The sequence below is a fragment of the Streptosporangium sp. NBC_01810 genome (assembly GCF_035917355.1).
GTDB lineage: Bacteria > Actinomycetota > Actinomycetes > Streptosporangiales > Streptosporangiaceae > Streptosporangium.
Genome location: NZ_CP109070.1, coordinates 1,202,118 through 1,226,866, shown reverse-complemented (window position 1 = coordinate 1,226,866; position 24,749 = coordinate 1,202,118). Strand labels below are relative to the sequence as shown.

At 69.6% G+C, this 24,749-nt stretch carries 21 protein-coding genes and 2 pseudogenes; 16 read left to right on the top strand and 7 right to left on the bottom strand.

The annotated features are described in order from the left end of the window. Positions 1–27: 27 nt before the first annotated feature. Positions 28–1,680, bottom strand: coding sequence for a PH domain-containing protein (locus tag OIE13_RS05560; RefSeq protein ID WP_326829628.1), 1,653 nt, complete (start codon positions 1,678–1,680; stop codon positions 28–30). A gap of 215 nt (positions 1,681–1,895) precedes the next feature. After that, positions 1,896–2,504 (bottom strand): PH domain-containing protein, encoded by a 609-nt coding sequence (locus tag OIE13_RS05555; RefSeq protein ID WP_326642204.1) that lies wholly within the window; start codon positions 2,502–2,504, stop codon positions 1,896–1,898. Positions 2,505–2,737: 233 nt separating this feature from the next. Between OIE13_RS05555 and OIE13_RS05550 the strand changes: the two genes are divergently transcribed. From OIE13_RS05550 to OIE13_RS05525, 6 genes are all read left to right on the top strand, one after another. Further along, positions 2,738–3,706, top strand: coding sequence for an ATP-binding cassette domain-containing protein (locus OIE13_RS05550; protein WP_326642206.1), 969 nt, complete (start codon positions 2,738–2,740; stop codon positions 3,704–3,706). Continuing rightward, positions 3,703–4,512: an ABC transporter permease gene (locus OIE13_RS05545; RefSeq protein WP_326642208.1), complete on the top strand. Its 810-nt coding sequence runs from the start codon at positions 3,703–3,705 to the stop codon at positions 4,510–4,512. Before OIE13_RS05550 ends, OIE13_RS05545 begins: the two co-directional genes overlap by 4 nt. A 583-nt stretch (positions 4,513–5,095) precedes the next feature. Further along, positions 5,096–5,647, top strand: a complete 552-nt coding sequence (locus OIE13_RS05540; protein WP_326642210.1) for a YbhB/YbcL family Raf kinase inhibitor-like protein — start codon at positions 5,096–5,098, stop codon at positions 5,645–5,647. A 183-nt stretch (positions 5,648–5,830) separates the two neighbouring features. Continuing rightward, positions 5,831–7,363, top strand: coding sequence for a hypothetical protein (locus tag OIE13_RS05535; protein ID WP_326642212.1), 1,533 nt, complete (start codon positions 5,831–5,833; stop codon positions 7,361–7,363). Between the two features lie 71 nt (positions 7,364–7,434). Continuing rightward, entirely contained in the window at positions 7,435–9,684 is a 2,250-nt protein-coding gene (locus tag OIE13_RS05530; protein WP_326829627.1) for a bifunctional SulP family inorganic anion transporter/carbonic anhydrase, read from the top strand. 68 nt (positions 9,685–9,752) lie between these two features. After that, a complete protein-coding gene (locus OIE13_RS05525; RefSeq protein WP_326642216.1) occupies positions 9,753–10,742 on the top strand; it encodes an NAD-dependent epimerase/dehydratase family protein in 990 nt (329 codons plus the stop codon). 869 nt (positions 10,743–11,611) lie between these two features. Here OIE13_RS05525 and iscB read toward each other — a convergent pair. Both iscB and OIE13_RS05515 read right to left on the bottom strand, forming a co-directional pair. Continuing rightward, a pseudogene (iscB, locus tag OIE13_RS05520) lies at positions 11,612–12,802 on the bottom strand (RNA-guided endonuclease IscB); the annotation flags it as partial. Positions 12,803–12,943: 141 nt separating this feature from the next. After that, on the bottom strand, positions 12,944–13,399 hold the full coding sequence (locus tag OIE13_RS05515; RefSeq protein ID WP_326642218.1) for a hypothetical protein: 456 nt from the start codon (positions 13,397–13,399) through the stop codon (positions 12,944–12,946). Positions 13,400–13,733: 334 nt separating this feature from the next. On the opposite strand from OIE13_RS05515, the gene fxlM reads away from it, so the two are divergent. The 4 genes from fxlM (at position 13,734) to OIE13_RS05495 (ending at position 18,073) form a co-directional block, all read left to right on the top strand. Further along, a complete protein-coding gene (gene fxlM / locus OIE13_RS05510) occupies positions 13,734–14,906 on the top strand; it encodes a methyltransferase, FxLD system (protein WP_326829626.1) in 1,173 nt (390 codons plus the stop codon). Between the two features lie 347 nt (positions 14,907–15,253). After that, on the top strand, positions 15,254–15,730 hold the full coding sequence (locus OIE13_RS05505; RefSeq protein ID WP_326829625.1) for a DoxX family protein: 477 nt from the start codon (positions 15,254–15,256) through the stop codon (positions 15,728–15,730). A gap of 381 nt (positions 15,731–16,111) precedes the next feature. Further along, a complete protein-coding gene (locus OIE13_RS05500; protein ID WP_326642222.1) occupies positions 16,112–17,095 on the top strand; it encodes an ATP-binding cassette domain-containing protein in 984 nt (327 codons plus the stop codon). A 213-nt stretch (positions 17,096–17,308) separates the two neighbouring features. Then, positions 17,309–18,073, top strand: coding sequence for an ABC transporter permease (locus OIE13_RS05495; protein ID WP_326642224.1), 765 nt, complete (start codon positions 17,309–17,311; stop codon positions 18,071–18,073). A 105-nt stretch (positions 18,074–18,178) separates the two neighbouring features. On the opposite strand, the pseudogene OIE13_RS05490 reads toward OIE13_RS05495, so the two are convergent. Then, positions 18,179–18,418 (bottom strand): annotated as a pseudogene (locus OIE13_RS05490) (cytochrome d ubiquinol oxidase subunit II); the annotation flags it as partial. Further along, on the bottom strand, positions 18,415–18,966 hold the full coding sequence (locus OIE13_RS05485) for a cytochrome ubiquinol oxidase subunit I (RefSeq protein ID WP_326829624.1): 552 nt from the start codon (positions 18,964–18,966) through the stop codon (positions 18,415–18,417). The gene OIE13_RS05485 and the pseudogene OIE13_RS05490, both read right to left, overlap by 4 nt. 171 nt (positions 18,967–19,137) lie before the next feature. On the opposite strand from OIE13_RS05485, the gene OIE13_RS05480 reads away from it, so the two are divergent. The 3 genes from OIE13_RS05480 (at position 19,138) to OIE13_RS05470 (ending at position 21,484) form a co-directional block, all read left to right on the top strand. Continuing rightward, positions 19,138–19,971, top strand: coding sequence for a GNAT family N-acetyltransferase (locus OIE13_RS05480; RefSeq protein ID WP_326829623.1), 834 nt, complete (start codon positions 19,138–19,140; stop codon positions 19,969–19,971). Between the two features lie 180 nt (positions 19,972–20,151). After that, positions 20,152–20,748 (top strand): HD domain-containing protein, encoded by a 597-nt coding sequence (locus tag OIE13_RS05475; RefSeq protein ID WP_326829622.1) that lies wholly within the window; start codon positions 20,152–20,154, stop codon positions 20,746–20,748. Between the two features lie 106 nt (positions 20,749–20,854). Then, positions 20,855–21,484 carry a DUF899 domain-containing protein gene (locus tag OIE13_RS05470; protein ID WP_326829621.1) on the top strand — a complete coding sequence of 210 codons (630 nt, stop codon included), beginning with the start codon at positions 20,855–20,857 and terminating at the stop codon, positions 21,482–21,484. A gap of 53 nt (positions 21,485–21,537) precedes the next feature. Here OIE13_RS05470 and OIE13_RS05465 read toward each other — a convergent pair whose 3' ends face one another. Then, a complete protein-coding gene (locus OIE13_RS05465) occupies positions 21,538–21,996 on the bottom strand; it encodes a hypothetical protein (RefSeq protein ID WP_326829620.1) in 459 nt (152 codons plus the stop codon). Here OIE13_RS05465 and OIE13_RS05460 point away from each other — a divergent pair. The 3 genes from OIE13_RS05460 to OIE13_RS05450 all read left to right on the top strand — a co-directional run bounded on the left by OIE13_RS05460 (position 21,990) and on the right by OIE13_RS05450 (position 24,642). Beyond that, positions 21,990–22,352 (top strand): hypothetical protein, encoded by a 363-nt coding sequence (locus tag OIE13_RS05460; protein ID WP_326829619.1) that lies wholly within the window; start codon positions 21,990–21,992, stop codon positions 22,350–22,352. The two genes, OIE13_RS05465 and OIE13_RS05460, sit on opposite strands and share 7 nt — an antisense overlap. 78 nt (positions 22,353–22,430) lie before the next feature. Next, positions 22,431–22,742: a type II toxin-antitoxin system TacA family antitoxin gene (locus tag OIE13_RS05455; RefSeq protein ID WP_326829618.1), complete on the top strand. Its 312-nt coding sequence runs from the start codon at positions 22,431–22,433 to the stop codon at positions 22,740–22,742. A gap of 256 nt (positions 22,743–22,998) precedes the next feature. Continuing rightward, entirely contained in the window at positions 22,999–24,642 is a 1,644-nt protein-coding gene (locus tag OIE13_RS05450) for an N-6 DNA methylase (protein WP_326642283.1), read from the top strand. Positions 24,643–24,749: the final 107 nt, after the last annotated feature.

Genomic DNA, 24,749 nt, shown 5'->3' with positions numbered 1-24,749 from the left:
GAACACCGGCCCCCCGCTTCACGGATGTCAGCCGTTCCCCGAGTCCCCGGGCGAGGCGGGCGGCTCACCGGATGAGGACGACCTGCCCCGCACGGGCGGTTCGCCGGACGGACGTGCCCCTCCCGGCGCGCCGGGTGCGGCTGCCCCAAGGGTTGCGGACTCCCCGGAAGGCGGGTTCTCGCGGATGGGGTCCTCGGAAACGAGGAACGGGGCGAGCCAGCTCGGGGTGACCTCGGCGGCGAAGGCCGGCCCCTCGGCCTCATCGACGTCGAGGGCGGCGTAGCCGCCGGTGCCCGCGCCCACGCCCGCGGTCACGGTCAGCAGACCGACGCGGCGCTGGAACCAGGTCTGGCTCAGGGTCCAGCCGACGACCGCCCGCTTCTCCACCACCGCCTGTGAGCGGCGCAACGACCCCGAGCGGACCGACAGGCGGCTCCCGTCGTACGTGTGGCCGAGGGACCGGTAGCGGTCGAGGCCGAGCGGGATGCCCAGCAGCGCGAGGAGCAGCGCGGGCGCCGCGAGCGCCCACCAGAGCCCTGACCAGAACATGGCCGCCGCCGTCGCACAGGCGGCGACGACCAGCCACGGAAAGATCGCCCGAAACAGCCGGCGCCTGCGCGCCGCCGGCGGGTGGGGCCGCAGCCCGGTGGCGACCGGGCCGATCGCCTCACCGACCACGTCGAGCACGGTGTCCCTCGGGGCGACGGGAAGCAGTTGGCCCCGGGTCTCCGAGTCGCCGAGACCGGTCACGATCGCCCATGCGCGGCCGAACCCCGCCCAGCGCTCGACCAGCCCTTCCACGAACTCGAACCCTCGCACCCTGCGCCGCTCCAGGGACACGCTCCTGCGCGTGACCAGACCGCGCCCGGCGATCAGGTATCCCTCGCTCGCGCGGAGGGTGAAATCCCAGTTGAACACCGCATACATGATCACACCGACCACCGGCATGGCCAGGATCAGCAGCACCAGGGCAGCGGCGAGCAGGGGCGGACGCTCCCAGAGCCACTCCCCCGCACCCATCACGACCCGCCTGTCGATTTTGAACTCGCCGCCCCACTGGAACGCCAGGCCCACGGCACCGGCGACCAGCGCGAACGGGGTCAGCAGGTAGGAGCCGGAGAGCGGGCCGTAGACGAGCCACTTTCGCGGTAACACGAAGAACACCCGTTCGGGGAGCGCATCACCCGCCTCGTGACGGACGGTGGCGGACGTCGTCGGCTCCGTCGCGTTCGCGGCCGTGAGCTCGCCGGAGCCGGGCGCCGAAGCCGCCTCGGCCTGGACGCGTCTCGCCGTCCGGGCGCGTGCGTGCCAGAGCAGCACCGCCTTGAGCCGCTCCCCCTCCTCGACGGTGACCCCGTCGAGCTCACCCTCCTGCTTGTCGTCGCCGCCGGCACCGGTGTCGATCCGCAGGACGGCGATGCCGAGCAGGCGGTGCAGCGGCGGGGCACTGACGTCGACGCCGCGGATCCGCTCCAGCGGGATCGTCCGCACCGACCTGCTGATCAGCGACCGGGTGAGCTCCATCCGGTCACCGGCGATCCGGTAGGTGAAGGTGGCCCAGCGCACGGCCGAGAACGCGACGGAGCCGACGACGCCCAGCGCCGCCCACACGAACGATCCTGGAGAGAACCCGCCGAGGAACAGGACACCGGCCAGCGGCAGGAAGAGCGAGGGCAGCATCCGGATCGGATCGGTCAGCAGAACCTTCGGGCTGAGCCGCAGCGGCGCCTCCGTCCGGTCTGCCGGACGAGCGTGGCCGGATCCGGGAGGCGGAACGGATCCGGGAGGCGGAACGGATCCGGGAGACCCGGAATGAGGCACGGCGCCGGAATGAGGCACGGCGGGTTCGCCGCCCTCCGGCGGCCCGGCCGGTGAACGGTCGCCGGGAGATCCGGTCACGTCGCGTCGTCCCTGAGCTCTTCCGCGCGCCGGGCGAGCCCTTCGGCCAGCTCGGCGGCGACACCGTAGTCGAGACCCTTGATCGTGGACGAGCCCGCGTGGGAGGCGGTGCGGATCTCGACGGTTGCCAGGCCCAGCATGCGCTCGAACCAGCCCTGTGCCTTGTCGACGGTCTGGATCCTGCTGACCGGGACGAACACCCATTCCCTGCTCAGCCATCCGGAACGGGCATAGACAACGTCCTCGCTGAGCTCCCATCTGTGCACGGCGTACCGCCAGAACGGCTCGACGAGCGCGCCGGGCACCAGTAGCAGCACCATCAACCACGGCAGCCACCAGATGTTGTCCAGTGCCCATCCGGGCAACCATGACCAGCGGCCCTCGTCGATCCACCTCGCCAGGAAGAAAGAGCCGCCGACCAGGACAATGGACCAGAAAATCCCCTCCATCAGCCACAACGTGACTGCCTTGCGTGAAACCGGATTGGCGGGGGCGCGCAGGGAGACTCGGGCACGCCCGGAGGTGGCTCTGCGACGCTCGCCCGGCCGACCGGCCGCCGTGGCCTCCTCTGAGGCGGGGCTGGGCTTATCGGCTCGGTCGTTCACGCTGTCAGCCTAAACGGTCATGTCCCGCAGGGTGCTCCGGCGGTGTGACGCAAAAAGTTCCGCCGGACCTCGGCGGGCATCGCGGCAGGTCCTGCGGGCAGGCGCTCCCGATGAGGCGGCTCCCCTTCCGCGATCTGTCCTCACCCGTTTCCCCGCCGCCGGGCAGAGGGGCGCAAAAGTGTCGGTGGCGCAGTACATGCTGGAGGTCCGGAAACCACGGAGAGGCATGACCGATGACCTATGCGATCCAGGCCGAGGGTCTGGTGAAACGCTACGGGAAGACCCGCGCGCTGGACGGGGTGGATCTCCTCGTTCCCCAGGGGCGCCTGCTCGGCGTGCTGGGCCCCAACGGGGCGGGCAAGACCACCGCGGTGCGCATCCTGGCGACGCTGCTCCGCCCTGACGCCGGCACCGCCAGCGTCGGCGGCTACGACGTGACGCGCCAGGCCCACCAGGTGCGCTCGCTGATCGGCCTGACCGGGCAGTACGCCGCCGTCGACGAGATGCTCACCGGCATCGAGAACCTGGTGATGATCGGCCGCCTGCTGGGCATGACGCGCGCCGACTCCCGGGCGCGCGCGGGCGAGCTGCTGGAGCGCTTCGATCTGTCCGACGCCGGCGGACGGGCCGCCAAGACCTACTCCGGCGGCATGCGACGCCGGCTGGACCTGGCCGCCAGTCTGGTCGGCCGCCCCCAGGTGCTCTTCCTCGACGAGCCCACCACCGGGCTCGACCCGCGCAGCCGCACCGACCTGTGGAGCGTGGTGCGCGGCCTGATGGCCGACGGGGTCACCGTGCTGCTCACCACCCAGTATCTGGAGGAGGCGGACCAGCTCGCCGACGACATCGTCGTCTTCGACCACGGCAGGGTCATCGCCTCAGGCACCTCCGACCAGCTCAAGGCGACCACCGGCGCACAGGTCCTGGAGGTGCGTCCCTCGCAGGCCGAGCACCTCGATCTGGTCGGCAAGATCCTGGCCGATGTGCTGGGCGAGATCCCCGACCTCAGCGGGGGCAGAGCCACCGCCTCCGTCCACGATCCCGCCGCCGTTCCCGTGATCGTGCGCCGCCTGGACGAGCAGGGTGTCATCGCCTCGGAGCTCGCGCTGCGCAAGTCCAGCCTGGACGAGGTCTTCCTGGCCATCACCGGCCATCTGCCCGACGACAAGGACGTCCCCGAGAAAGAAGAGGCATTCGCATGACCACGCTGACGACGACCATCCCGCGGATGGCCGCCAAGCGCGTCACTCCCCTGGCCACGCTGCAGCAGACCATGACACTGGCCTGGCGCAGCCTGGTCCAGATCAAGCACAACCCGTGGGAGCTGCTGGATCTGAGCATCCAGCCCATCATGTTCCTGCTGCTGTTCACCTACGTCTTCGGCGGCGCCATCTCCGGCTCCACCGGCGACTACCTGCAGTTCGCTCTGCCCGGCCTGCTCGTACAGAACGCCCTGTTCTACACGCTCTCCACCGCTATCGGCCTCAACACCGACATCACCAAGGGCGTCTTCGACCGGCTGCGGAGCCTGCCCATCGCCCGCACCGCGCCCCTGTCCGGGCGAATCATCGCCGACACCGTCAAGCAGATATGGGCCTTCGCCCTGCTGGTCGGCTTCGGCATGGTGCTGGGCTTCCGGGTCACCACCAGTGTCTTCGGAGTGCTGGGCGCCCTGGCACTGCTGGTCGTGGTCGCCCTGGCCATGTCCTGGATGTCGGTGCTGATCGGGTTGAAGGCCTCCAGTCCCGAGAAGGTGCAGATGATCGCCTTCTCCACGATGATGCCGCTGACCTTCACCAGCAGCGCCCTGGCGCCGTCGGCCACCTTCCCGTCCTGGCTGAAGGCCTGGTCCGACATCAACCCCGTCACGCATCTGGCGGACGCCATCCGCGGCCTGCTCATCGGCGGCGACGTCACCAGGGCCGTTCTCTTCTCGCTGCTCTGGGCCGCGGGTTTCGCCGTGGTCTTCGCCCCTCTGGCGATCCGCGCGTTCCGCAGCCGCGTCTAGGCCCCGTCCCTTGGATCTTTTGCCCACCGTGGTCAGGCGGTGTCTCGCCGCGTCGTCGTCGGTCACCGCGGTACGCCGCGGGTCCCTCCTTCGCCTCGCGAGGCACCGCCTGACCGATCCCCGCCTGACCGATCCCCGCCACGCCTCCCCCTCACGGCCATCCACTGGCACGGCTCCCTGCGTGCCCCTGGGCGCCTTTCCCCAAGAAGCTCCGGACAGGCCGCTGCACGAGGTTTCCGGTGTGGCCTGGGAAACGGGTCCGGACGGACCCCGCAGGGGCAGGGCGGACCCCTCGGGGGCAGGGCGGCCCCCTCGGGGGCGCCTCGGGGGCCGCCTCAGGGGCGCGGCCGTCACAGGCGTTCCAGCCGGCACAGAAGTCTCAGGCGTCACGAACACCGGGAGCGGCGAGACCTGACCAACGAGCGGAGGTCCGGGGCGGCGAAACTAGTTTGATGTTCACTCCCGTCCCTTCCGTCCCTCGGTTTTGCCCGTTTTTCGGCCTTTTCCCCACCGCGGAACCTCGCGATCCGGTCTGCACATCTTCCAGACCCGCGTAGCATCATCGGGCATGGGGCAGCCAAACATGTCTACGCGCCGCCCGCGGCTCACCTCGGGAGTGGCGATCGCCGCGGCGCTCGTCGTCGCGTCCTCGGGTTGTGGGATGGCCAGCGGCATGGCCTCGACGGAGAGGTCGCAACTGGAGCCGATCAGCGTCTTCAGCCCCCGGGTCAGAGACGGCGGCCCCCTGCCGTCCGACTACTCATGCAAGGGTTCGGTCGGCAATCCCCCGTTGCGCTGGTCTCGCGTGCCCGAGGGCACGAAGTCCGTCGCGATCGTGGCGGACAACAACTCCCGGGCGGACGGCGAGGTGAACTGGGTCGTTTTTGACATCGACCCCCGCACCAACGAACTGCCCGAGGGTGGCGTCCCGGTGGGAGCCGTGGAGGGAAGTACCACGAACGGCAAGGTGGGCTATAGCCCCCCGTGCGACGTCCGGGAGAACTATCGTTTCACTGTCTACGCGCTCGATGACAAGGTCGATCTTCACAAGGGAGCCTCCCTTGACAAGACCTTGAAGAGCATCGCGGACAAGACGATCGCCTGGGGACGGCTCACCGCGGCACACATCGAGTGACTGGCCAAACACCGGAGGTAGTAATGGTTACCAATTCTTCACTTAGGGTGTGACAACGCTCATAGTGGTCCGACACAATCAGATCCAATGTCCAAGCGCAGGTGATGCATGGGGGAAGGTCGCGTCGATGGCCGCGCGATCTCACCGGCGCCGCTGTAAGGCCATGGCCTTGAGGGTGGTGCAATGATCGCGGTCGTAGTAAGCCTGGTCGCCGTCGTGCTCCTCGTGCTCGTCGTCGTGGCACTGGGAATGCGGTCGATGAACCGCAGGGAGAGCGCGCTCCCGGCGGAACGTCTGCGGGAGATGGCGGAGAAGGAGGCGCTGACTCCGACCATGTCCAGCGACGACTTCGCCACTAGAGAACCGAAGATGAACCATTTCACCCCTGACCTGACACCGTTCGACGAGCCGAAGCCGCCACGCCAGCCACGGCCGCCGAGCGCCCGGGGCAAGCGTGGGATGAACGAGTTCGGTCAGGTGGACGACTACGACGACGACTACTGGACACGGCTCCAGGCTGACGAGGGCGGTTTCGGAGGGCCCTTGGCAGCTCAGATGGGCGCGAGTCGTCCCGTCGACCAGGAGAACCAGGAGAACCAGGAGAACCAGCAGGTCGACGCCGACGCGACGACGGTGCAGGCCCCGCTCCCGATCAGGCCCCAGCCATCCCGAAGCACCCCGCACCCCCCCATGCCTCGACCGGCCAGGCCCGCGCCCGAGCCGGCCGTCGCCTCCGCCTCGTTGCCCTCCGGCCTCGACGACCTCATCGCCCCGGTCCAGCCGAATCCGGCGCCCACCGCGGCGTCGCTCGCCGAGCAGAGGACCGTGACGTTCGCGGCTCCCACCCCCGGCACCTTCGGCGACGCCCGCCCCTCGCGGGCGAGTTCCCGCCGTGGCGGGAACCGGCCGTCCTCGCAGCCGGCGCCCCAGCCCGTCCAGGGCAACGGCGGCCCCTCCCGGCCCGACCCGCTGAACGACCCGCTCGGCGGCTCGTACTTCCGCCGCGGCGCGGGCTCCCGGCCCAGTGGCGCGGGTTCCCCCTCGGCCGGCAGCGGCTCGCCCGGCGCCCGCCCGGGCAACGGCGGGCCGCCCGCCTCGATGCCCCCCATGGGTCCCACGACCAGCGGCGGCTTCCCCGCCGCGTCCGCGCCCGACCCGCTCACGGCGCCCTACCGCCACCCGGCGCAGCCGCCCAAGAGCAACGTGGCGGACAACCCGTGGGCGCAGGCCACGAGCCCGACGTCGGGTGGCTGGCCTGCGGCGAACACCGCCGACATCCTCGACGACCCGGCCCCGTCCTACTCCTCGTACCAGACACCGGTCTACGGCGCGCCGCCCGCGGGCTCGTACGAGGTCAGCTCGGGTTGGGCAACCATCGAAGACGACGCGATCACCGGTCCGAGCCCGGCGGTCTCCGCCTCGACCGGCCCCTCCCGAACCTTCCCCCCCGCCCAGGACCGCCCGGCCGCCCCGCAGGGTGGGACGACCGGCGGGTACGGCTACGAGCCCCAGCCCGCCACCCCGGCCAGCCCGGCCAGCCCGGTCGCGTGGCCGGAGCCCGGCGCTCCCAACGGGAGCGACGGCGCGAGCTGGCCGAGCTACGGCGAGCTCTACGGCACCGCCCCCGAGACCACCCCTGCCGAGGGAGGAGGGGCCGGCTCGCGGGGCAACCACCGGGCCGCCCAGGAGCCCGACTACCCCGACTATTACCGCTGATTCTCCCCGTCCTCCGTAAAAGCCCGCGGTAAACGCCCGGCTGACGGGGGGCGGCCCCGTAGGGTCTGCTCATGGAGACGGACACGAAGAGCGACGGGGCGTTGACGGCGGGTCGCATCGCCTCTGTGCTGCGGTACGACCTGCCCGCCTCCCTGGTGGTCTTCCTGGTGGCCCTGCCCCTCTCGCTGGGCATCGCGGTCGCCTCGGGAGCACCACTGGCGGCAGGGCTCATCGCCGGTGTGGTGGGCGGTGTGGTGGCGGGTCGGCTGGGCGGCTCCGTCGTCCAGGTGAGCGGGCCCGCCGCGGGACTGTCCCTGGTGGTCGCCGATCTGGTGGTGCGATACGGCTGGCGGGCCACCTGCATGATCACTTTACTCGCGGGCGTCCTGCAGCTGCTGCTGGGCGTCTGCCGGGTCGCCCGCTCGGCGCTGGCGGTCTCGCCCGCCGTGGTGCACGGCATGCTCGCCGGGGTGGGCGTGGTGATCGCCCTCGCCCAGCTGCACGTGGTGCTCGGCGGGAACCCGCAGCGCTCCGCGATCGAGAACCTGGTCGAGCTGCCCCAGCAGATCATCAACAACCACACGCACGCGGTCTTCGTCGGCCTGCTGACCATCACGGTCCTGGTCGCCTGGACCCGTATGCCGGCTCGGCTGCGGGTCTTTCCCGCACCGCTGGCGGCCCTGCTCACCGCCTCGGTGACCGCCTGGACGCTCGGCTGGGAGGTCACCCGGATCGACCTGTCCGCCAGCCTGGACTCCTGGGCCACCCCGCTCTGGCCCACGGGCGACTGGCACGGGATCATCGCCGCGGTGCTGATCGTGGCGCTGCTGGCCGGGGTGGAGTCGCTGCTCTGCTCGGTGGCCGTCGACAAGCTGCACGAGGGCAGGCGCTCCGACCTCGACAGGGAGCTCATCGGCCAGGGCGTGGCCAACATGGTGACCGGCGTGCTGGGCGGCCTGCCCGTGGCCGGGGTCATCGTCCGCAGCACCACCAACGTCAGGGCGGGGGCACGCAGCCGCTGGTCCACGATCCTGCACGGCGTGTGGATCCTGCTGTTCGCGGTCGGGCTGGGGTGGATGATCGCCCTGATCCCGATGGAGGCGCTGGCCGCGCTGCTGGTCTTCATCGGTGTGCAGATGGTCAACATGGGGCATCTGCGTAACCTGCGCGGCCACAGCGAGGTGCCGGTGTACGTCGTCACGATGGCCGGGGTGGTGCTGCTCGGCCTCGCCGAGGGAGTGCTGGTCGGCCTCGGCCTCGCCGCGCTGTTCGCGCTGCGCCGCCTCACCCGGGTGACCGTGCGGGCCACCGCCGAGCCGGACGGCCGCTGGCACGTGGTGATCGCCGGTTCGCTGACCTTCCTGGGGGTGCCCACACTCACCTCGGAGCTGCGGGCCATCCCGGCGGGGGCCTCGGTCGACCTCGACCTGAACATCGACTTCATGGACAACGCGGCCTTCGAGGCCATCCACGACTGGCGGCACGAGCACGAGCGCGGCGGCGGGACCGTGGACATCGACGAGATCCACGACGAGTGGTACGCCATGGCGGCCAGCGGCGCCCGGGTGTTTCCCGCCAAGACCCCGCCCCTGGCGCCGGACCGGTGGTGGCTGCCCTGGTCCCACCGGCGGAGCGGGCGGCGCTCGATCCGCCACCCGCTGGTCGCCACCCGGCACGCGCCCCGCGGCGGCAGTCCCGCCGTGCCCGACCTGCTGGCCGGGGCGCGGGAGTTCCACCGGCGCACGGCACCGCTGGTCCGCCCGCTCCTGCACGGGATGGCTCGCGGGCAGGAGCCCTCGCATCTCTTCATCACCTGCGCGGACTCCCGCATCGTGCCGAACCTGATCACCGCCAGCGGCCCGGGAGACCTGTTCACCCTTCGCAACCTCGGCAACCTGGTGCCCCGGCGGGATTCCGTGCCGGCGGACGACTCGGTGGCGGCGACGATCGAGTACGCGACGGACGCGCTCAACGTCCGCACCATCACGGTCTGCGGGCACTCAGGGTGCGGGGCGATGACCGCGCTGCTCAGCGGGGGCGAGAAGGCCGCGGGTCTGCCGGCGCTGGGCCGCTGGCTACGCCACGGCAACCACACCCTGGCACGGTTCATCGCGGGCGAGAGCGCCGGCGACGACGAGGGCCCGCTGGACCGCCTCTGCCGGGTCAACGTGATCCAGCAGCTGGAAAACCTTCGGACCTACCCGCAGGTGGACCGGCTGTTCCGCGCCGGGCACCTGGAGCTGGTCGGCATGTACTTCGACATCGGCAGCGCCCGGGTGCACCTGCTGGAGCATCCTCCGATCGCGAGCCGTCCGCTGTGAGCGGATGGCTTGCGCTACGGGTGAAAGCCCGTGGCCCCCTATCCGCCGGGCGCCAAGAATGAGGCGCTATGAGAATTCTGATCATGGGTGGTTCGATCTTCCTCGGCCGGGCGATCACCCAGGAGGCGCTGCGGCGCGGGCACGAGGTCACGACGTTCAACCGAGGGCGCAGCGGGGTCGACCTGCCGGGCGTGGAGGCCGTCAAAGGTGACCGCGAGGTTCCGGAAGACCTGGATCGCCTGGTGGCGGGCCGGGAGTGGGACGCCGTCATCGATGTCCACGGGCAGGTCCCGAGGGTCGTCGGCGAGTCGGTGCGGAGGCTCGGCGGCCGGGCAGGCACCTACGCGTACATCTCCAGCATCTCGGCTATCTCCGACTTTCCCGAGCGGGAGTGCGACGAGAGCTCGCCACGCTACGAGTGCGCGCCGGACGCGGGGCCCGAGGACGGTCACTACGGCATCCTCAAGGCGGGCTGCGAGCGGGCGGTGGAGGGCTTCGACGGCAACGCGCTGATCATCCAGCCGGGTCTCATTCTCGGCCCGTACGAGAACGTGGGCCGCCTGCCCTGGTGGCTGGACCGGATCTCCCGAGGCGGACGGGTCCTGGCCCCTGGTGACCCGGACCGGGCGATGCAGCTCATCGACGCCCGCGACATCGCCGCGTTCGTCCTCACCCATGCCGAGGCCGGGACGGCCGACCGCTTCCTCACCAGCGGGGTGCGGGGCAACATCACCTACGGCGGCTGGCTGGCCGAGTGCCGCGCGGCGACCGGTTCGGACGCCGAGTTCGTCTGGGTCGACGACCGCTTCCTGCTCGATCGGGAGGTGTCGCCGTGGAGCGAGTTCCCCGTCTGGACTCCCGGCGGTCCCGAGTTCGCCGGGGTCTGGCTGCCGTCGTCGGCGAAGGCCATCGCGGCCGGGCTGACCTGCCGCCCGGTCGCCGAGACCGTACGCGACACCTGGGCGTGGCTGGGTGAGGTCCCCCCGGGCGAGCGCGCGTTCCGCGGGCACGGCATCGACCCGGAGAAGGAGGCCGGAATCCTGGCCGAGTGGGCATAGGGCGTGCCCGTGACTCCTCCGCTCCCCCCGGGTACGCCTTCGGAGGAGTGGCGCGGGCTCGTGACGGCGAGGGCTCGTGACGGCGGAGGCTCGTGACGGCGGAGGCTCGTGACGGCGGAGGCTCGTGACGGCGGAGGCCGAGCGGCTCGCCGCTCTGGGCGCCCCGAGATTCGCAAGGCGGAGGAGTGGGGAGGATGCCGGACCTCATGACCGACCCCGAGACCGACCCCGAGGGTAATGAGTTCTTCCTGCGGTAGGGATGTATTTCTACGCATACATCGGGTCGGCGGAAACATAGGGTCGCGGCTGTCCGGCTCCGTCCCCCGAACGCCGGACGGCGGTCCACACTCCCAGGGCCGAGGGTGGAGGGCTACCGATATCGTCCTCCACCCACCCAACCCCGACCCGAGCCGATTCACCAGAACCTCCCGAGGATGCCCCGGCCTTCGGGCCGGGGCGGAATCGGGAGCGGGAGGGCCGCCAAGGCCCGAGCGTGCCCTGACCGGTCGGTCATTTCGATCGGCTTCTTTCTGAGTCGTGTAGCCGTAGCCGTCCGCGCGTTGAAGGTGGCGAACATGCCGGTGGTTGATCCCGGCGACGCGACCGTGCCGGGTGGTGATGTCGAACGAGCCGGAGGAGCGGACCAGGACTCGCCCGAGGTGAACCCCGGCCTTCTTGCCCGCCGGGACGTTCGCCCGGACCAGGTCGCCGGTTTGGAAGCCGTGGCGCAGTTTGCTCCGTGGCCGGACAAGACGGGGGAACCCGTATCGGTCGGGGGTGGTGCGGGCGTAGGCGCCGCGACCGGTCGCCGCGACCACCAGGACCGTCGACGGCCAGGCGGTCACGCTCTCCAGTTCGCCGACGTGCAACGCGTCCAACGTGTGCGACTTCGGCGCGCCGGTACGCGACCGGTTCCACTTCGTACGACCGCCGGAGGCGCCTGCCACGGGTAGGCCGGTGGCCTCCAGCGCCTGCCACAGTGCCCAGCGGGTGGTGTTGACGGCGGCGGCGTCGCACAGTGGCGCTTTCGCCTGCTTGAGGATCTTCGCCAGGATTGCGGGTCTGGTTTTCAGGAACTCCTGCACGGGGGTGGCGTTCTTGGTCTGGTTACAGCCGACGCAGGCCAGGGTGAGGTTGCTGACACGGTCGGAGCCGCCCCGGCTGCGGGGGTGGATGTGGTCAAGGTTCACAGGTACGCCGCTCGCGCCGCAGTAGGCGCAGGTGCGCCCCCACTTGGCCAGCAGGTATTCGCGGACCTCGTACCCGGCGAGGGTGCCCTGCTGATACTCCACTCCTTCGAGCGGCCGCCCGGCCGACAGGGCGTGAGTGTCGAAGGAGACCCGCTCCACGTGCACGGCGGCCACGGGCACCCACCGACTCAGCCGCGCCACCCACGACAAGGTGGTGTCGACGCGGTGGCGCAGCGACGGCGCGAGCCACCCTTTCGGCTTGGTCCGGTTGAGAAACCGGGGGGCGCGGTAACGCAGGTTCCGCCCCCGGCGGGCACGGCGCAGTGCGGCCCGCGAGGCGAGCCTGTCACGGATCAGCGCGCCCCGGTGGTCGAGCTGGATCGCATACCGGCCGGCCCGGCTACCGTCATGGTCGATGAACACGGCCAGGCCGGTGTGCCTGGAGCCGGGGTCGATACCGACCTGCAGGCCTGCCACGGTGGAATCGGCCACCGACCGGTCCTTGAGGCGGATGACGAACGGGGTGTGGCGGTGAACCACCGCTCGCCCGGCCGCCAGCAGGCGGCGGGCGCGGGCGGGGTGGCAGGGGTCGAGCGGGTGGCCGCGGGCGTCCAGGACGAACACGACAGGGTGAACCTCACGGTTCGCTCCCTCGGACACCGAAGCATCCTCGGGGTGACGCCGAGCAGACCGGGTGCCGGTCCGCTCGATCTCCCCTCGCCCAGGTTGAACACCAGGTACCGCCGCCAGGCGGTGTCCGTGAGCCGTTTCGTGCCCACCCTCGGGCGTGTCTGCTCCCACGAATTCCAGAGCGGCAGGCTGAGGAAGCACCTGCCGGTGGGTCTGCGATCTCGTGTTCAACGTAGCCATCAAAACGCACCTCCTTGAGCGATGGCCAGGGCTGGTCAACGCGGGGCTTCAAAGCGCATTACCGCGCCTCAAGCCCCCTCCTTCGGGAGGGGGTCGTTGACGGGCTCCCATCCCGGCCCGGGCACGGGGAGCGGCCCCGCGTCACGCGCGGCGGGTGTGCCTCATCGTCCAGTTGGTCTCCCAGGTCTTCTCCCCGTCGGCGGAGAACGCCTGCTCCCACAGGGCCGATGTCGGTGTGATCTCCGACCACGTGTACCGCATCCGGATGGGCGTGCCCTCGTGGGTTTCATCGCCGTGGAACACCCCCTTCCCGTCGGCGAACGTGCCGAAGACGGGATTATGGAGGATTCCGGTCTCACTGTTGATCCAGTAGATCGCCCACAGTTCGCGTTCGACGTCAAAGGTCCGTATCGACACCCCCTTGAAGCCCTTCGTGGGGAAGGTGATCTCGTCGAAGACGCCCGCGCCGTCAAAGAAACCGCGGCAGACGGCGACGCTGGGAAACTCCTCCCACTCATCCCTCCCGCTCAGGGGTTTGACGAGCCTACGGTTGGCGATGTCCCAGCTGCCGTGCAGGAAGTCGAAATCGCTGTTCATGCCAGAAGGTTAGAACCGCCCGGTGACACTTGGGGCACGCGGGAACTCCGGACGCCGGCGGCCACGCTTCTGGTCTTCCAGGTCCTCTCCCCGTCGATCGAAAGGCAGGAGCCGCCCGCCGGCATCTCATGGCGGCGGGCCTTGGACATTCCCGCCCGGGCGAGCGTTGCGCGGCACTCGCATGCGGAGTACCGTCACGGCCCCCGTGTTTTCCCATTCGACTCGGCTTCGACATCGGCAAGAGAGGCTGGGCACCGGGGCGCCATGGGGACGTTGCACATCTGCAGGGGCATGAATCAGGGCGCCAGACACGCATAGGGCACGGAGGTCGACGATGGCTGAGTGGCACGCGTTACGGGAAGAGCTGGTCTCGCAGGTACGCACGCGGGGGATCAGCGAGGTGGTGACCGACGCGCTGCGGGCGGTGCCGCGACATGTGTTCCTGCCGGACCTTCCGGCGGAGACCGTCTACCGGGACGACGCGATCGTTACCAAACGCGACGGCGGCGGCCGGCCGATCAGCTCCTCCTCCCAGCCGGCGATCATGGCCCTGATGCTCGACCAGCTCGGAGTGGAGCCCGGGCAGCGGGTACTGGAGATCGGGACCGGGACGGGCTACAACGCCGCGCTCCTCGCCCACCTGGTGGGGCCGGAGGGCCAGGTCGTGAGCGTCGACATCGACCCCGAGCTGGTGACGCTCGCCGGGGAGCACCTGGCGGTCGCGGGACACCCCGAGGTGAGGCTGGTGTGCGGCGACGGATCCGAGGGGTTCTGGCCGGGGGCGCCCTACGACCGGGTGATCGCCACCGTCGGCGTGTGGGACCTGGCACCGGCCTGGCTTGAGCAGCTCGGGCCCGGTGGACGCCTCGTGGCCCCGCTGGACCTGCGGGGGGTGCAGCGCTCGGTGGCGATGGAGCGCCGGAACGGGCACTGGGTGAGCCGCTCGGTGCTGCCCTGCGGTTTCATGCGGATGCGCGGGCCCTTCGCGGGCCCTGAGACGACCCTGGTGCTGGACCAGGAGTCAGACCTGACGATCTCGCTGCCCGATGCGAGCGAGATCGGCGACGTGCTGGCGGCGCTCGACGGACCCGCGGTCGAGCTGTCCACCGAGATCAGCGTCGGCTTCTCCCAGCTCTTCGACGGGCTGAGCCTCTGGCTGGCGGTGCACGAGCCCCGCTGGTGCACGATATCGGAGGCGCGGCCGGGGTGGCTGGCCTCGCCCCCGCTCGACCTGACGGGGTTCAGGATGGCCGTCGGGATCGTCGAGCGCGACAACCTCTGCATGCTGGAGCCGTCGCCGGACGGCACCCTGATCGCTCGCGGCCACGGGCCGGACAGGCTGCGGCTCGCGGGCGAGCTGGTCGCCCACGTCCAGGCGTGGGACATGGCGGACCGCCCCATGACGACCGGACTCCGGATCGAGGCCTACCTGAATGACCCTCCGAGTGGTGGGCTGCTCCTCCGTAAGCGCCACGCCACCCTCGCCCTGTCGTGGAAGGACTCCTGACCTCCACGCCCCGCGAGCACAGGTGACGGTTCACGACCGCGCGCGAAAAGCACCAATCAGGTGCGCGATTGAAACGTACATTAAATCGTCAAGTAGAATATGTGTCGCCAAATGGTGGTTAATTCAGTTTAGCTGCGACTTTTGCACTTAACTCCCTCCTTTCAGATCAGCACTTATCGCCGATTCCAGACATCGCACCTGCGACGATCCATCATGACGCCCAGCCTTGACAAACGACTTGACAAAGGGCTGAACAAAGGCGCCGACCTTCGTGTCAGCGAGCCGTACGATGCGAGGGTAGAGCGTGGCCCGGCGCCGCCGTGTGGAAACAACGGGCACGCGGCGCCATGAAAAACAGGGATGATTCCATGCAAATCAGCCGATTCAACGGGCCAGTGCTCTCGCTCTTCCGTATCGTGACAAGCCTTCTTTTCCTGTGCCACGGCCTGGCATCGATGTTCGGTGTCTTCGGCGGCAACCACGGCACCGGCCAGGCCCTCGCGTTCGGCGTCTGGCCCGGCTGGTGGGCCGCGCTCATCCAGGTGGTCTGCGGCGGGCTCGTCCTCGCCGGGTTCCTCACCCGCGTCAACGCGATACTCGCGTCAGGTTCGATGGCCTACGCCTACTTCATGGTGCACCTGCCGCAGGACTTCATGCCGCTGCGCAACGGCGGCGAGCCCGCGGCGCTGTTCTGCTGGTCGTTCCTGATCATCGCCGTACTCGGTCCCGGCCCCTGGGCCGTCGACACCCTGCTCCAGCGCCGCCGCGACGACTCCGCCGATGCCCGTCCGATCCACGTCCCCGCGCACGCCGAGGGAACCTGACCGGCGGCCTTCCCCCAGAAGCGTGCGGGAGCCCTGGGCGCCGATCCGGCGTCCGGGGCTCTCTCGCGTTCCGGCGCTTCCGGGAGGTCGTCGCCGGAGCCCGAGTCGCTGAGCGGAACGGGAATCCCACAATATTTTCCATCGCTCCGGCCGGAGTCAGAAAAGGCCAGGTCAGCATGGACACCCGGCACGGGCGGACGGCGGAAAGGACCGTTCACCGACCCGAGGAAGAGTGAGTTTTCGCAGGTCAGAGCAAATGTGAACATACCTTTCACGTTTGCCTGATCCGGATCGCGTGGGCAAAGATGAATCATCTCCAGCCGACCCCCGACCAGGGCTTTCTTCGGCATGCCACCAACCACCCACCCCGAGGAGGGGACGATGATCCATGCCCGAGGGCTGACCCGGCGATTCAAAATCAGAAAAGGAAGCGTCGACGCCGTGCGCGGCCTCGACATCGATGTGGAGGAGGGCCAGTTGGTGGCCTTCCTCGGCCCGAACGGCGCGGGCAAGTCCACCAGCCTGCGCATGCTGACCTCCCTGCTCCCGCCGACGTCGGGAACCGCGACCGTGGCGGGCTGCGATGTCGTGTCGGATCCGGCCGGGGTCCGCGCCCGCATCGGCTATGTCGGCCAGAAGAACAGCGCGGGTGAGAACTTTCGCGTCCGCGACGAGCTGGTGACCCAGGCGCGCTGCTACGGGCTGCGGCGGGCCGAGGCGCGGCGGCGGGCCGACGAGATCCTCGGCCTGCTGGACCTGGAAGCGCTGGCCACCCGGAAGCCCGGCACCCTGTCGGGCGGCCAGCGCCGCCGCCTCGACATCGCCCTGGGGCTCATCCACCGGCCCGGTCTGCTTTTCCTGGACGAGCCCTCGACCGGCCTCGACCCGCAGAGCCGCGCCAACATCTGGGAGCACATCCTGCGGCTGCGCGAGGAACACGGCACGACCCTCTTTTTGACCACCCACTACCTGGAGGAGGCCGACACCATGGCCGAACGGGTAGTGATCATCGACCACGGCCGGATCATCGCCGACGGAACCGCCGAGCGACTGAAGGGCGACCTGGCCGGCGACCGCGTCACGATCACCGTCCACGACGAGCCGGGGGCGGCGAGAGCCGCCGAGGTCGCCGGGCGGATCACCGGGCCGGACGCGGTCACCGTCGACGGGAGGACGGTACGGCTGCGGGTGCCCCACGCGGGCGCGGCGCTGCCGGAGTACCTGCGGTACCTGGAGTCGTCGGGGGTGAAGGTCGCCACCGCCGAGACCGCCCGGCCCACCCTGGACGACGTGTTCCTCGCACTGACCGGCCGCAGCCTGCGCGAGAGCGATGAGAACCAGGGGACCGACCCACAGGACGCCTGACCGTCGGCGACGCTTTCCCCCGCACTGGCTCCCCCGCGCTGACCGGCCGCGAACTGAGCGAGAACCACAGGCCCGACACGCATGACCCGCGCGACGCCTGACCGTCGGCGACGCTTTCCCCGCACCGGTTCCCCCCACCGGTTCCCCGCGCTGAACGGCGAAAGCCACAGGCCCTCCGTACAGCACCCCTCCCCCGGTAAGAAAGGCCACCCCGTGAGCGTACGACTCTTCCTCCGTGACACCTCGACCGTGTTCTCCCGCGAGTTCGTCCCCGTACTACGCGAACCCCTCGGCCTCCTCTTCACCATGAGCCAGCCGCTGCTCTTCCTGTTCCTGTTCGGCCCGCTGCTCACCGGAACGCAGAGCTTCGGCGGCCAGGACTCGCCATGGCAGTGGTTCGTGCCCGGCATTCTGATCATGATGTGCCTGTCCGGGCCGATGATGGCCGGGTACTCCCTGCTGGTGGAGCTGCTCGGCGGCTCGATGGAGCGCATGCTGGTCACCCCGCTGAACCGCACCGCGATGCTGGTCGGCCGGACGATGAAGGAGTTCGTGATCCTGCTGGCCCAGGCCGTGCTGATCATCGCGCTCGCGGTGCCGCTGGGCTTCCGTCTGCACCTGCCGGGGGTACTGACCGGGCTGGCGATACTGGTCGTGTTCGGGATCGGCCTGGGCTCGCTCTCCTTCGTCCTCGCGATCGCGTCCAGTCCGAGCGGCAACCTGTTCTACGGGGTCACCCAGCTGGTGCTGTTCCCGCTGATGCTGCTCTCCGGCGTGCTGCTGCCGATGGACTTCGGCCCGGGGTGGCTCCAGGTGGTCGCCACCCTGAATCCGGTCTCCCACATCGTCGAGGCGGAGCGGGCACTGTTCTCCGGCCGTTTCGCGGACACCTCGGTGCTGTACGGGACACTCTGGGCCTGCGTCGTCGCCGCGGTGGGCCTGGCCATGGGCACCAGGGCGATGCGCCGCGGCATCTGACACAGCGCCCTCGGGAGTTCGTGACGCGGCTTCGATCACCCACGGGTGCCGCAACTCCGTGGCGGCCTTACGGAAGGCGAAGGCGGCCCCTCGGGCGATGGTGCCAAACGCCACCAGCGTCAGCGGGATGTAGAGGGTCGACATGACGGCGGCGAAGACCGGCGGGAACTCCGTCCACATCATGACGAGCACGAAGATCAGCCAGACGTGGCTGGCCTCCCACACCGGCCCGATGGAGTGCTCGATGAGATTGCGCTCCGGCATACCCTTCCTGCTGCGCCCGGCCGGCAGATCCCAGACACCGCCGCCGAAGTCGGCCCCGCCCAGCAACGCGTAGCAGGTCACGCCCACCCACAGCACGAGCAACAGGATCTGCGCCGAGTCCAGCCGTACACCACCCAGGGCTGCCTGCCGACCTCCGTCACGATCCAGCCCGTCTCCACCGCGACGGCGGCGACCCCGGAGATGGCCGCGAGCCTCAGAAACCACGGCGAGCGCGGCAGGTCGCGCCGCCGCCACCACGCCAGGGCGAACCAGGCCGCCATCAGGAGCAGGAAGAAACCGATTCCCACCATCGTGTCGAAGGCCAGATGCACGGGGTTGACCGGTGGGCGCTCGGCCACAGGCACGATGTTCAGTCCCTGAACCACGGTATCGGGGTGAAAGCCCACCAGCATGGAGAGGCCGTAGGGAATCTCCAGCGCGTAGCGCAGCTCGTCGTTCACCACGAAGCCGCCGACGCTCAACGGCGCACCGGCGCGAGTCTGGAAGAGAGCCTCTGCGGCGGCGAGCTTGACCGGCTGGTTGGTGGCCAGGAACCTGGCGATGAAGTCGCCCACCACGATGCGGCGGGAGAGCACGACATCGCCCGGGTCTTCCCTCCGGCCGGTCACGGTGGGAGAGCACGACATCGCCCGGGCGTTCCCTCCGGCCGGTCACGCCCCGTGTCGCCCGTATGCCCGACGGGAACGAACACCGGCGAGACCCGTCCCGAAAGGAATCCATATGTTCGCCGACCCGCACCGCAGCCCGAAGCCCGTGACGGCCGGCACCCGGTGATCACGGTGGACACCGGGCCGGTCGTGGCCGAGGCCGAGCGCCAGTTCAGGGCCGCTGAGCGCCGCGGCGGGGTCGAGGTGCGCGAACTGCACCAGATCAGCGAGTTCCGGCAGGTCTTCGCCCTGTACGACGACATCTGGCACGCCGATCCCGGCAAGGCGCCGATCAGCACGGAGCTCATGCGGGCGATGTCCCACAGCGGCAACTACGTCACGGGCGCCTTCGACGGCGCGAGGCTGGTCGGCGCCTGCGTCGGTTTCTTCGCCGACCCCGTGGGCACAGCGCTGCACTCCCACGTGACCGGGGCGCTACCCGGCCGCGGCATCGGTTTCGCACTCAAGCTGCACCAGCGCGCGTGGGCGCTGGCAAGAGGGCTGAGCACCGTTTTCTGGACCTACGACCCGCTGGTGCGCCGCAACGCCCACTTCAACATCGCCAAGCTCGGCGCGCGTCCCGAGGAGTATCTCGAATCGTTCTACGGCCCCATGGCGGACGCCATCAACGCGGGCGACGAGTCCGACCGGCTCCTGGTGGTCTGGCGGCTGACCGAGCCGCGCGTGGTGGCCGCCTGCTCGGGGACGGGGAAGCCGCCCCTCGTCCCCGACGAGGCGAGGGTGGCCCTGGCCGCCAAGGGCGATCGCCCGGTCAAAGGCACGACGGACGGGCGGGTGTCGCTGGTCCAGATCCCGCGCGACGTGGAGACGTTACGCCGTACCGATCCGACCGCCGCCAGGGCATGGCGGCACGCGACGCGCGACGTGCTCGGCGGGCTGATCGGTCAGGGCGCCCGCGTCACCGGGTTCACCTCCGACGGCCACTACATCCTGGAAAGACAGTAAAGATCACCGGTGTCGAAGCCGATGAGAAACGGGGTATGCCCAGGGCGCGGCCGACGGCTTCGGCACGACCCAGGAGCGGGGAAGGCTCACCGGCCCCCAACCCGATTCGCATACGGCACCGAGGTGCTCTCGGCTTCAGCGACGCCGAACATCATGGTCACGGATGGTTAAACTCCCAGTATGCGGATTCCACCGGACGGAGAGATTCGCGCGCTGCACGCGAAGCACGCGCCCACCCGGGAAGCGTTCGAGCTCGTCTACACCCACTGTGAAATCGTGTGTGGAATCGCGGAACAGCTCCTCGCCCGCGTCGGCCCCGATCTCGACGCGGACCTGGTGCGGGCCGGCAGCCTGCTTCACGACATCGGGGTGTACCGGCTGTACGACGACGATGGAAAGCTCGATCACGCACGCTATGTGCGTCACGGGATACTCGGCTACGAACTCCTCCTCGGCGAGGGGTTCCCGGAGAAGCTCTGCCGTTTCTGCTCCTGTCACACCGGGATGGGAATCAACCGTCACGACGTACAGCGACAAGGTCTCCCGCTGCCACCTGCCGACTACATGGCGGAATCAGCCGAAGAAGAACTCGTAATGTACGCGGATAAGTTTCACAGCAAAACCGATCCCCCGACATTTGTTTCCGCCACCTCCTACACCACTCGGATCCGGCGCTTCGGCGAGGACAAGGCCGCGATCTTCAAGTCGATGTGCGAAGGCTTCGGAGTTCCCGATCTCGCACCGTTCGTCACCATTTACGGGCACGCCGTGGTGTGACACGCTCTCCATCGAGTCGGCATTTTACCCTTCCTGTCAGAGGTCTTGGGCAGCCGAGGCGAAGATGACGCGGGATTTTGTCGGTACCGCGGAGCACAATCGGCGGATGGAGAAACCGAGGATCGTTTCTGCCGAGGAATGGCAGCAGGCTCGCGACGAGCTGCTCAAGGCCGAGAAGGAGGCCACCCACGCCCAGGACGCGCTCGCGGCGCGGCGTCGCCGCCTCCCGATGGTCAAGTTCGCCGACGGGTACGCGTTCGACACGCCCACCGGCACGAAGACCCTGCTCGACCTGTTCGAGGGCCGGGAGCAGCTGGTCGTCTACCAGTTCATGGACAACGGGCCGGACCACTACTGCCCGGGCTGCACCGGGTTCACGAACAACGTTCCGGTGGCCGGGCTGGCCTGGCCGGCCGAGATCGGGGTCACCTGGGTGACCGTGTCGAACATGCCGCTCGCCCAGATCGAGGCGTACAAGGCGCGGATGGGCTGGACCCTGCCGTTCGTGTCCTCACACGGCACCTCGTTCGCGGACGACTGCGGCGCCGGCCGCGGCTTCATGCTGAGTGTGTTCCTGCGCGACGGCGAGGACGTCTACCGGACCTACAACACCACCTCCCGCGGCGTGGACCGGCTCCTCTTCGCCAACAACATCCTCGACCTCACCCCGTACGGCCGGCAGCAGGAGTGGGAGGACTCCCCGCCCGGCTGGCCGCAGCGTCCCACGTACGGGTAGGTGAGCCGCACGACGAATGCCCTGGCCGGGACGGCCAGGGCATGATCGGCGGGTCAGCCGCGTCGCATGGTGAGGATCTCGCGCCCCCGCTCCGGTGTGATCAACCGGGCGATCCGAGGGTCGACCAGCAGGGCGATCGGCGCGAGGTGGTCATCGCTCATCGGGCGCCATGTCAAAAGGGCGTCGCGCAGGAGCGGCCAGGCGTCGTCCCCGGTGTGGTCGGCGATCGCGGCACGCACCGCGTCGTCGAACTCCGACTCGCCGAAGCGGACCCGGAATCCGGGCTCACTCGCCCTCGCCCGATAATCGGCGATCAGCCGCTGGAGCGGTTCGGATCCGCGCTTCACCAGGCTGACGAGGGTGGACTGGGTACGCCGGCGAGCGGCGCGCTTGTGATCGGCGAACAGAATGGGCAGGACCTCGGCCGTCAGGAAGTCAGCGTCGAAAATCCAGTTCAGTTTGATGCCGCGCCGTAGCGTCGTCCCGCACCAGTAAGTTCCTGCGGGTGTCACGCAACTCCTGGCGCTGGTGGGCCGCAGCCCTCCTTACCGGGGTGGCGCTGGTCGCGCTGGTGCTCCTGGCGTTCCTTCCGGTGACCGATCGCGCGCCGGGGGCCGTGTCCGCCTGCCCCGCCGATGCGAGCGACTTCGTCTGCGCGGCGCGGCAGAGCGGCAACGAACCCTACAAACGGCTGCCCGACCGGGAGTTGCTGGCCTTCGGGCGGCGGCTGTGCGGGGCCTACATCAGAAGGGATCCTGCGGAGATCGCCCGCATTCAGGAGCGGGGCGGCGTCCACGTTCTGGCGATGGCGGGCGCCCTGACCGGGATCTGCCCCCGGGCGGCGGACGTGCGAACTCCCCGCGGTTGAACAGCACCGTGCGATGCGTTGCTGACCGCCAACCGGTGTCGGCTCGCTGCCGATGTCCGCTACGGAGGAGCACCGGCTATGACCAGTCCCGCGCCAAACAGAACCACATCCCCCAGGCACGACACGAGAAGCCGACTCGAAGTCCGCATCACCACGGAAGACAAGAACCCGATCGAACAGGCCGCCCGTGCCAGCCGGGAGACCGTCACCGGATTCGTTCTGCATGCCGCTCTCGACGCGGCCGAAGAGGTCATGCGCCGTGAACGAATCACCATGGTGCCCCCCGACTTCTTCGAGGCGATCATCGATTCACTTGATGCTCCCCCTCAGCGGAACGAAGCGCTGGCCCGCGCCGCCCGGGAGAGCCGAGAGATTCCAAAAAGGAAGTAATGGTGTATGACCCCCAGCCGCTCAACCAGCAGCATCACCTGGATTCATTCGACTGCGGATTCGACTGCGGAAAGGAGGGACTGAAACCGCTGTCCCGCGCCCGGCCTGGTCCATCACAGTGATCAAAGAGTATGGGGCGATACACCTCCATATCACTCAGTCCGCGATGCGGCACAAGTGTCGTCGGGTATCTCTGTTGACGATGTCAATGCACCCATTACCTGGCGCTTCCTACCACCACGTGTACTGTTTCCCCATGAACGCCGATTCCCAGGCCAGTGCCGATTCCCTGGTCTCGGCTGCGGAGATCGCGAAGTTGGCCGGGGTGACACGGGCCGCCGTCTCCAACTGGCGCAGGCGGCACGCCGACTTTCCCACGCCGGTCGGCGGCGGGGCGCACAACGCCCTGTTCGCCCTGTCCGAGGTGCAGACCTGGCTGGACCGGCATCGCAGGGGCGGCGAGGTCTCCGGCGAGGTGCTCGTCTGGCAGGCCTTGCGCGGGATGTACGGCGACGACATGACGCGCGGCCTCGCCGACGTCGCCGAGCTGTTCACCACCGGGTCCGCCCCATCGCTGGATGCCGGGATTCGGTCGCCGGTGAAGGACCTGGCCGCGCAGAGCTCACCGGCCGAGGTTGTCGCGGGGCTCACCGAACGCCTCATCGACTCGGCGGGCCGGGTGGGCTCGGAGCAGGTGTCGACCTCTCGCCTGACCCGTGCGGTGCGACATTTCGCGGGCTCGGTGAGCGGCACAGTCTTCGACCCCGCCTGTGGAATCGGCTCCCTGCTCCTCGCACTCGGCAACGGCCCCGAGGTCACCCTGGCCGGGCAGGAGATCGACTCGTCGGCCGCCCGGCTCGCCGAGTCCCGTACGAGGCTCGCCGGGAGGACGGGCGTGACGATCAGGGTGGGCGACTCACTGCGTGAGGACCACTGCCCGGAGCTCCGGGCGGACCTCGTGGTGTGCGACCCGCCGGTGAACGTACCCGACTGGGGTCGCGAGGACCTGCTGCTCGACGCCCGCTGGGAGTTCGGCGTTCCCACCCGGGCGGAGGGCGAGCTGGCCTGGTTGCAGCACTGCTACGCGCACGTCGCCCCCGGCGGCAGGGCGATCTTCGTGGCCTCCGCCTCCGCCGCCTACCGCAAGGCGGGCCGCCGGATCCGCGCCGAACTCGTCCGGCACGGCATCCTCACCCAGCTCGTCGCGCTACCGGCGGGGATGGTCGCCTCCCACGCCCAGCCCGTGCACCTCTGGCTGCTGGCCCGGCCCTCCTCCCCCGACGGCGCGGCCTCCTTTGTCCGGATGACGGACCTCACGGCCAACGACCCCGACGGCCCGTTCGCCCCTGCTCCGGACCAAGTCGTGGATGTGGCGCTGATCGACCTGCTCGACGAAACGGTGGATCTCACCCCCGCGCGTCACATCGCGGCAGCCCGTACCGACCATCTCGCGGAGTACACGTCCATCCGCGCGGCCCTAGTGGGCCGGCTCCACGAGTTGCTGGACCTGTTGCCGCCGCTCAGCTCCGGCCCCGGTTACCTTGAGGGCGCCACGGTCAGGGTGGCCGACCTGGCCCGCGCCAAACTCGTCGAGATCGTCGAAGGGGAGGCCGTCTCCACCAGCGACCAGCTCGACACCGACTACCTGCACGGTTTCCTGCGCAGCACCGCGAACACCCGGCACTCCACCAGCGCCAGCGGCGGCTTCCGCACCGACATCCGCGGCTCGCGCATCCCGCAGATGAGTATCGACGACCAGCGGCTGTACGGCACCGCCTTCCGCACCCTCGACGAGTTCGAACGGCGTGTCAGGGAACTCACCGAACTGAGCGACCGCGCCACCTCACTGGCCCGCGACGGCCTCACCGGCGGAGCCCTGCGCCCCCGCACCGACCGGTAAGACCCCGGGCATCTCCCCGCCGACGTGTCCGGCTTCGGCCAGAACAGCGGTCAACGGGTCGGAAGCCTTTACCGGCTCGCTACACCGGGTAAAGGTCAGCTGGTGCA

Coding starts and splice junctions, on each gene's coding strand:
- OIE13_RS05475 (WP_326829622.1), top strand. CDS start 20,152: ATGCGGATTCCACCGGACGGAGAGATTCGCGCGCTGCACGCGAAGCAC.
- OIE13_RS05500 (WP_326642222.1), top strand. CDS start 16,112: ATGATCCATGCCCGAGGGCTGACCCGGCGATTCAAAATCAGAAAAGGA.
- OIE13_RS05455 (WP_326829618.1), top strand. CDS start 22,431: ATGACCAGTCCCGCGCCAAACAGAACCACATCCCCCAGGCACGACACG.
- OIE13_RS05530 (WP_326829627.1), top strand. CDS start 7,435: ATGGAGACGGACACGAAGAGCGACGGGGCGTTGACGGCGGGTCGCATC.
- OIE13_RS05550 (WP_326642206.1), top strand. CDS start 2,738: ATGACCTATGCGATCCAGGCCGAGGGTCTGGTGAAACGCTACGGGAAG.
- OIE13_RS05525 (WP_326642216.1), top strand. CDS start 9,753: ATGAGAATTCTGATCATGGGTGGTTCGATCTTCCTCGGCCGGGCGATC.
- OIE13_RS05450 (WP_326642283.1), top strand. CDS start 22,999: ATGAACGCCGATTCCCAGGCCAGTGCCGATTCCCTGGTCTCGGCTGCG.
- fxlM (WP_326829626.1), top strand. CDS start 13,734: ATGGCTGAGTGGCACGCGTTACGGGAAGAGCTGGTCTCGCAGGTACGC.
- OIE13_RS05505 (WP_326829625.1), top strand. CDS start 15,254: ATGAAAAACAGGGATGATTCCATGCAAATCAGCCGATTCAACGGGCCA.
- OIE13_RS05545 (WP_326642208.1), top strand. CDS start 3,703: ATGACCACGCTGACGACGACCATCCCGCGGATGGCCGCCAAGCGCGTC.
- OIE13_RS05560 (WP_326829628.1), bottom strand. CDS start 1,680: ATGCTGCCCTCGCTCTTCCTGCCGCTGGCCGGTGTCCTGTTCCTCGGC.
- OIE13_RS05470 (WP_326829621.1), top strand. CDS start 20,855: ATGGAGAAACCGAGGATCGTTTCTGCCGAGGAATGGCAGCAGGCTCGC.
- OIE13_RS05540 (WP_326642210.1), top strand. CDS start 5,096: ATGTCTACGCGCCGCCCGCGGCTCACCTCGGGAGTGGCGATCGCCGCG.
- OIE13_RS05535 (WP_326642212.1), top strand. CDS start 5,831: ATGATCGCGGTCGTAGTAAGCCTGGTCGCCGTCGTGCTCCTCGTGCTC.
- OIE13_RS05515 (WP_326642218.1), bottom strand. CDS start 13,399: ATGAACAGCGATTTCGACTTCCTGCACGGCAGCTGGGACATCGCCAAC.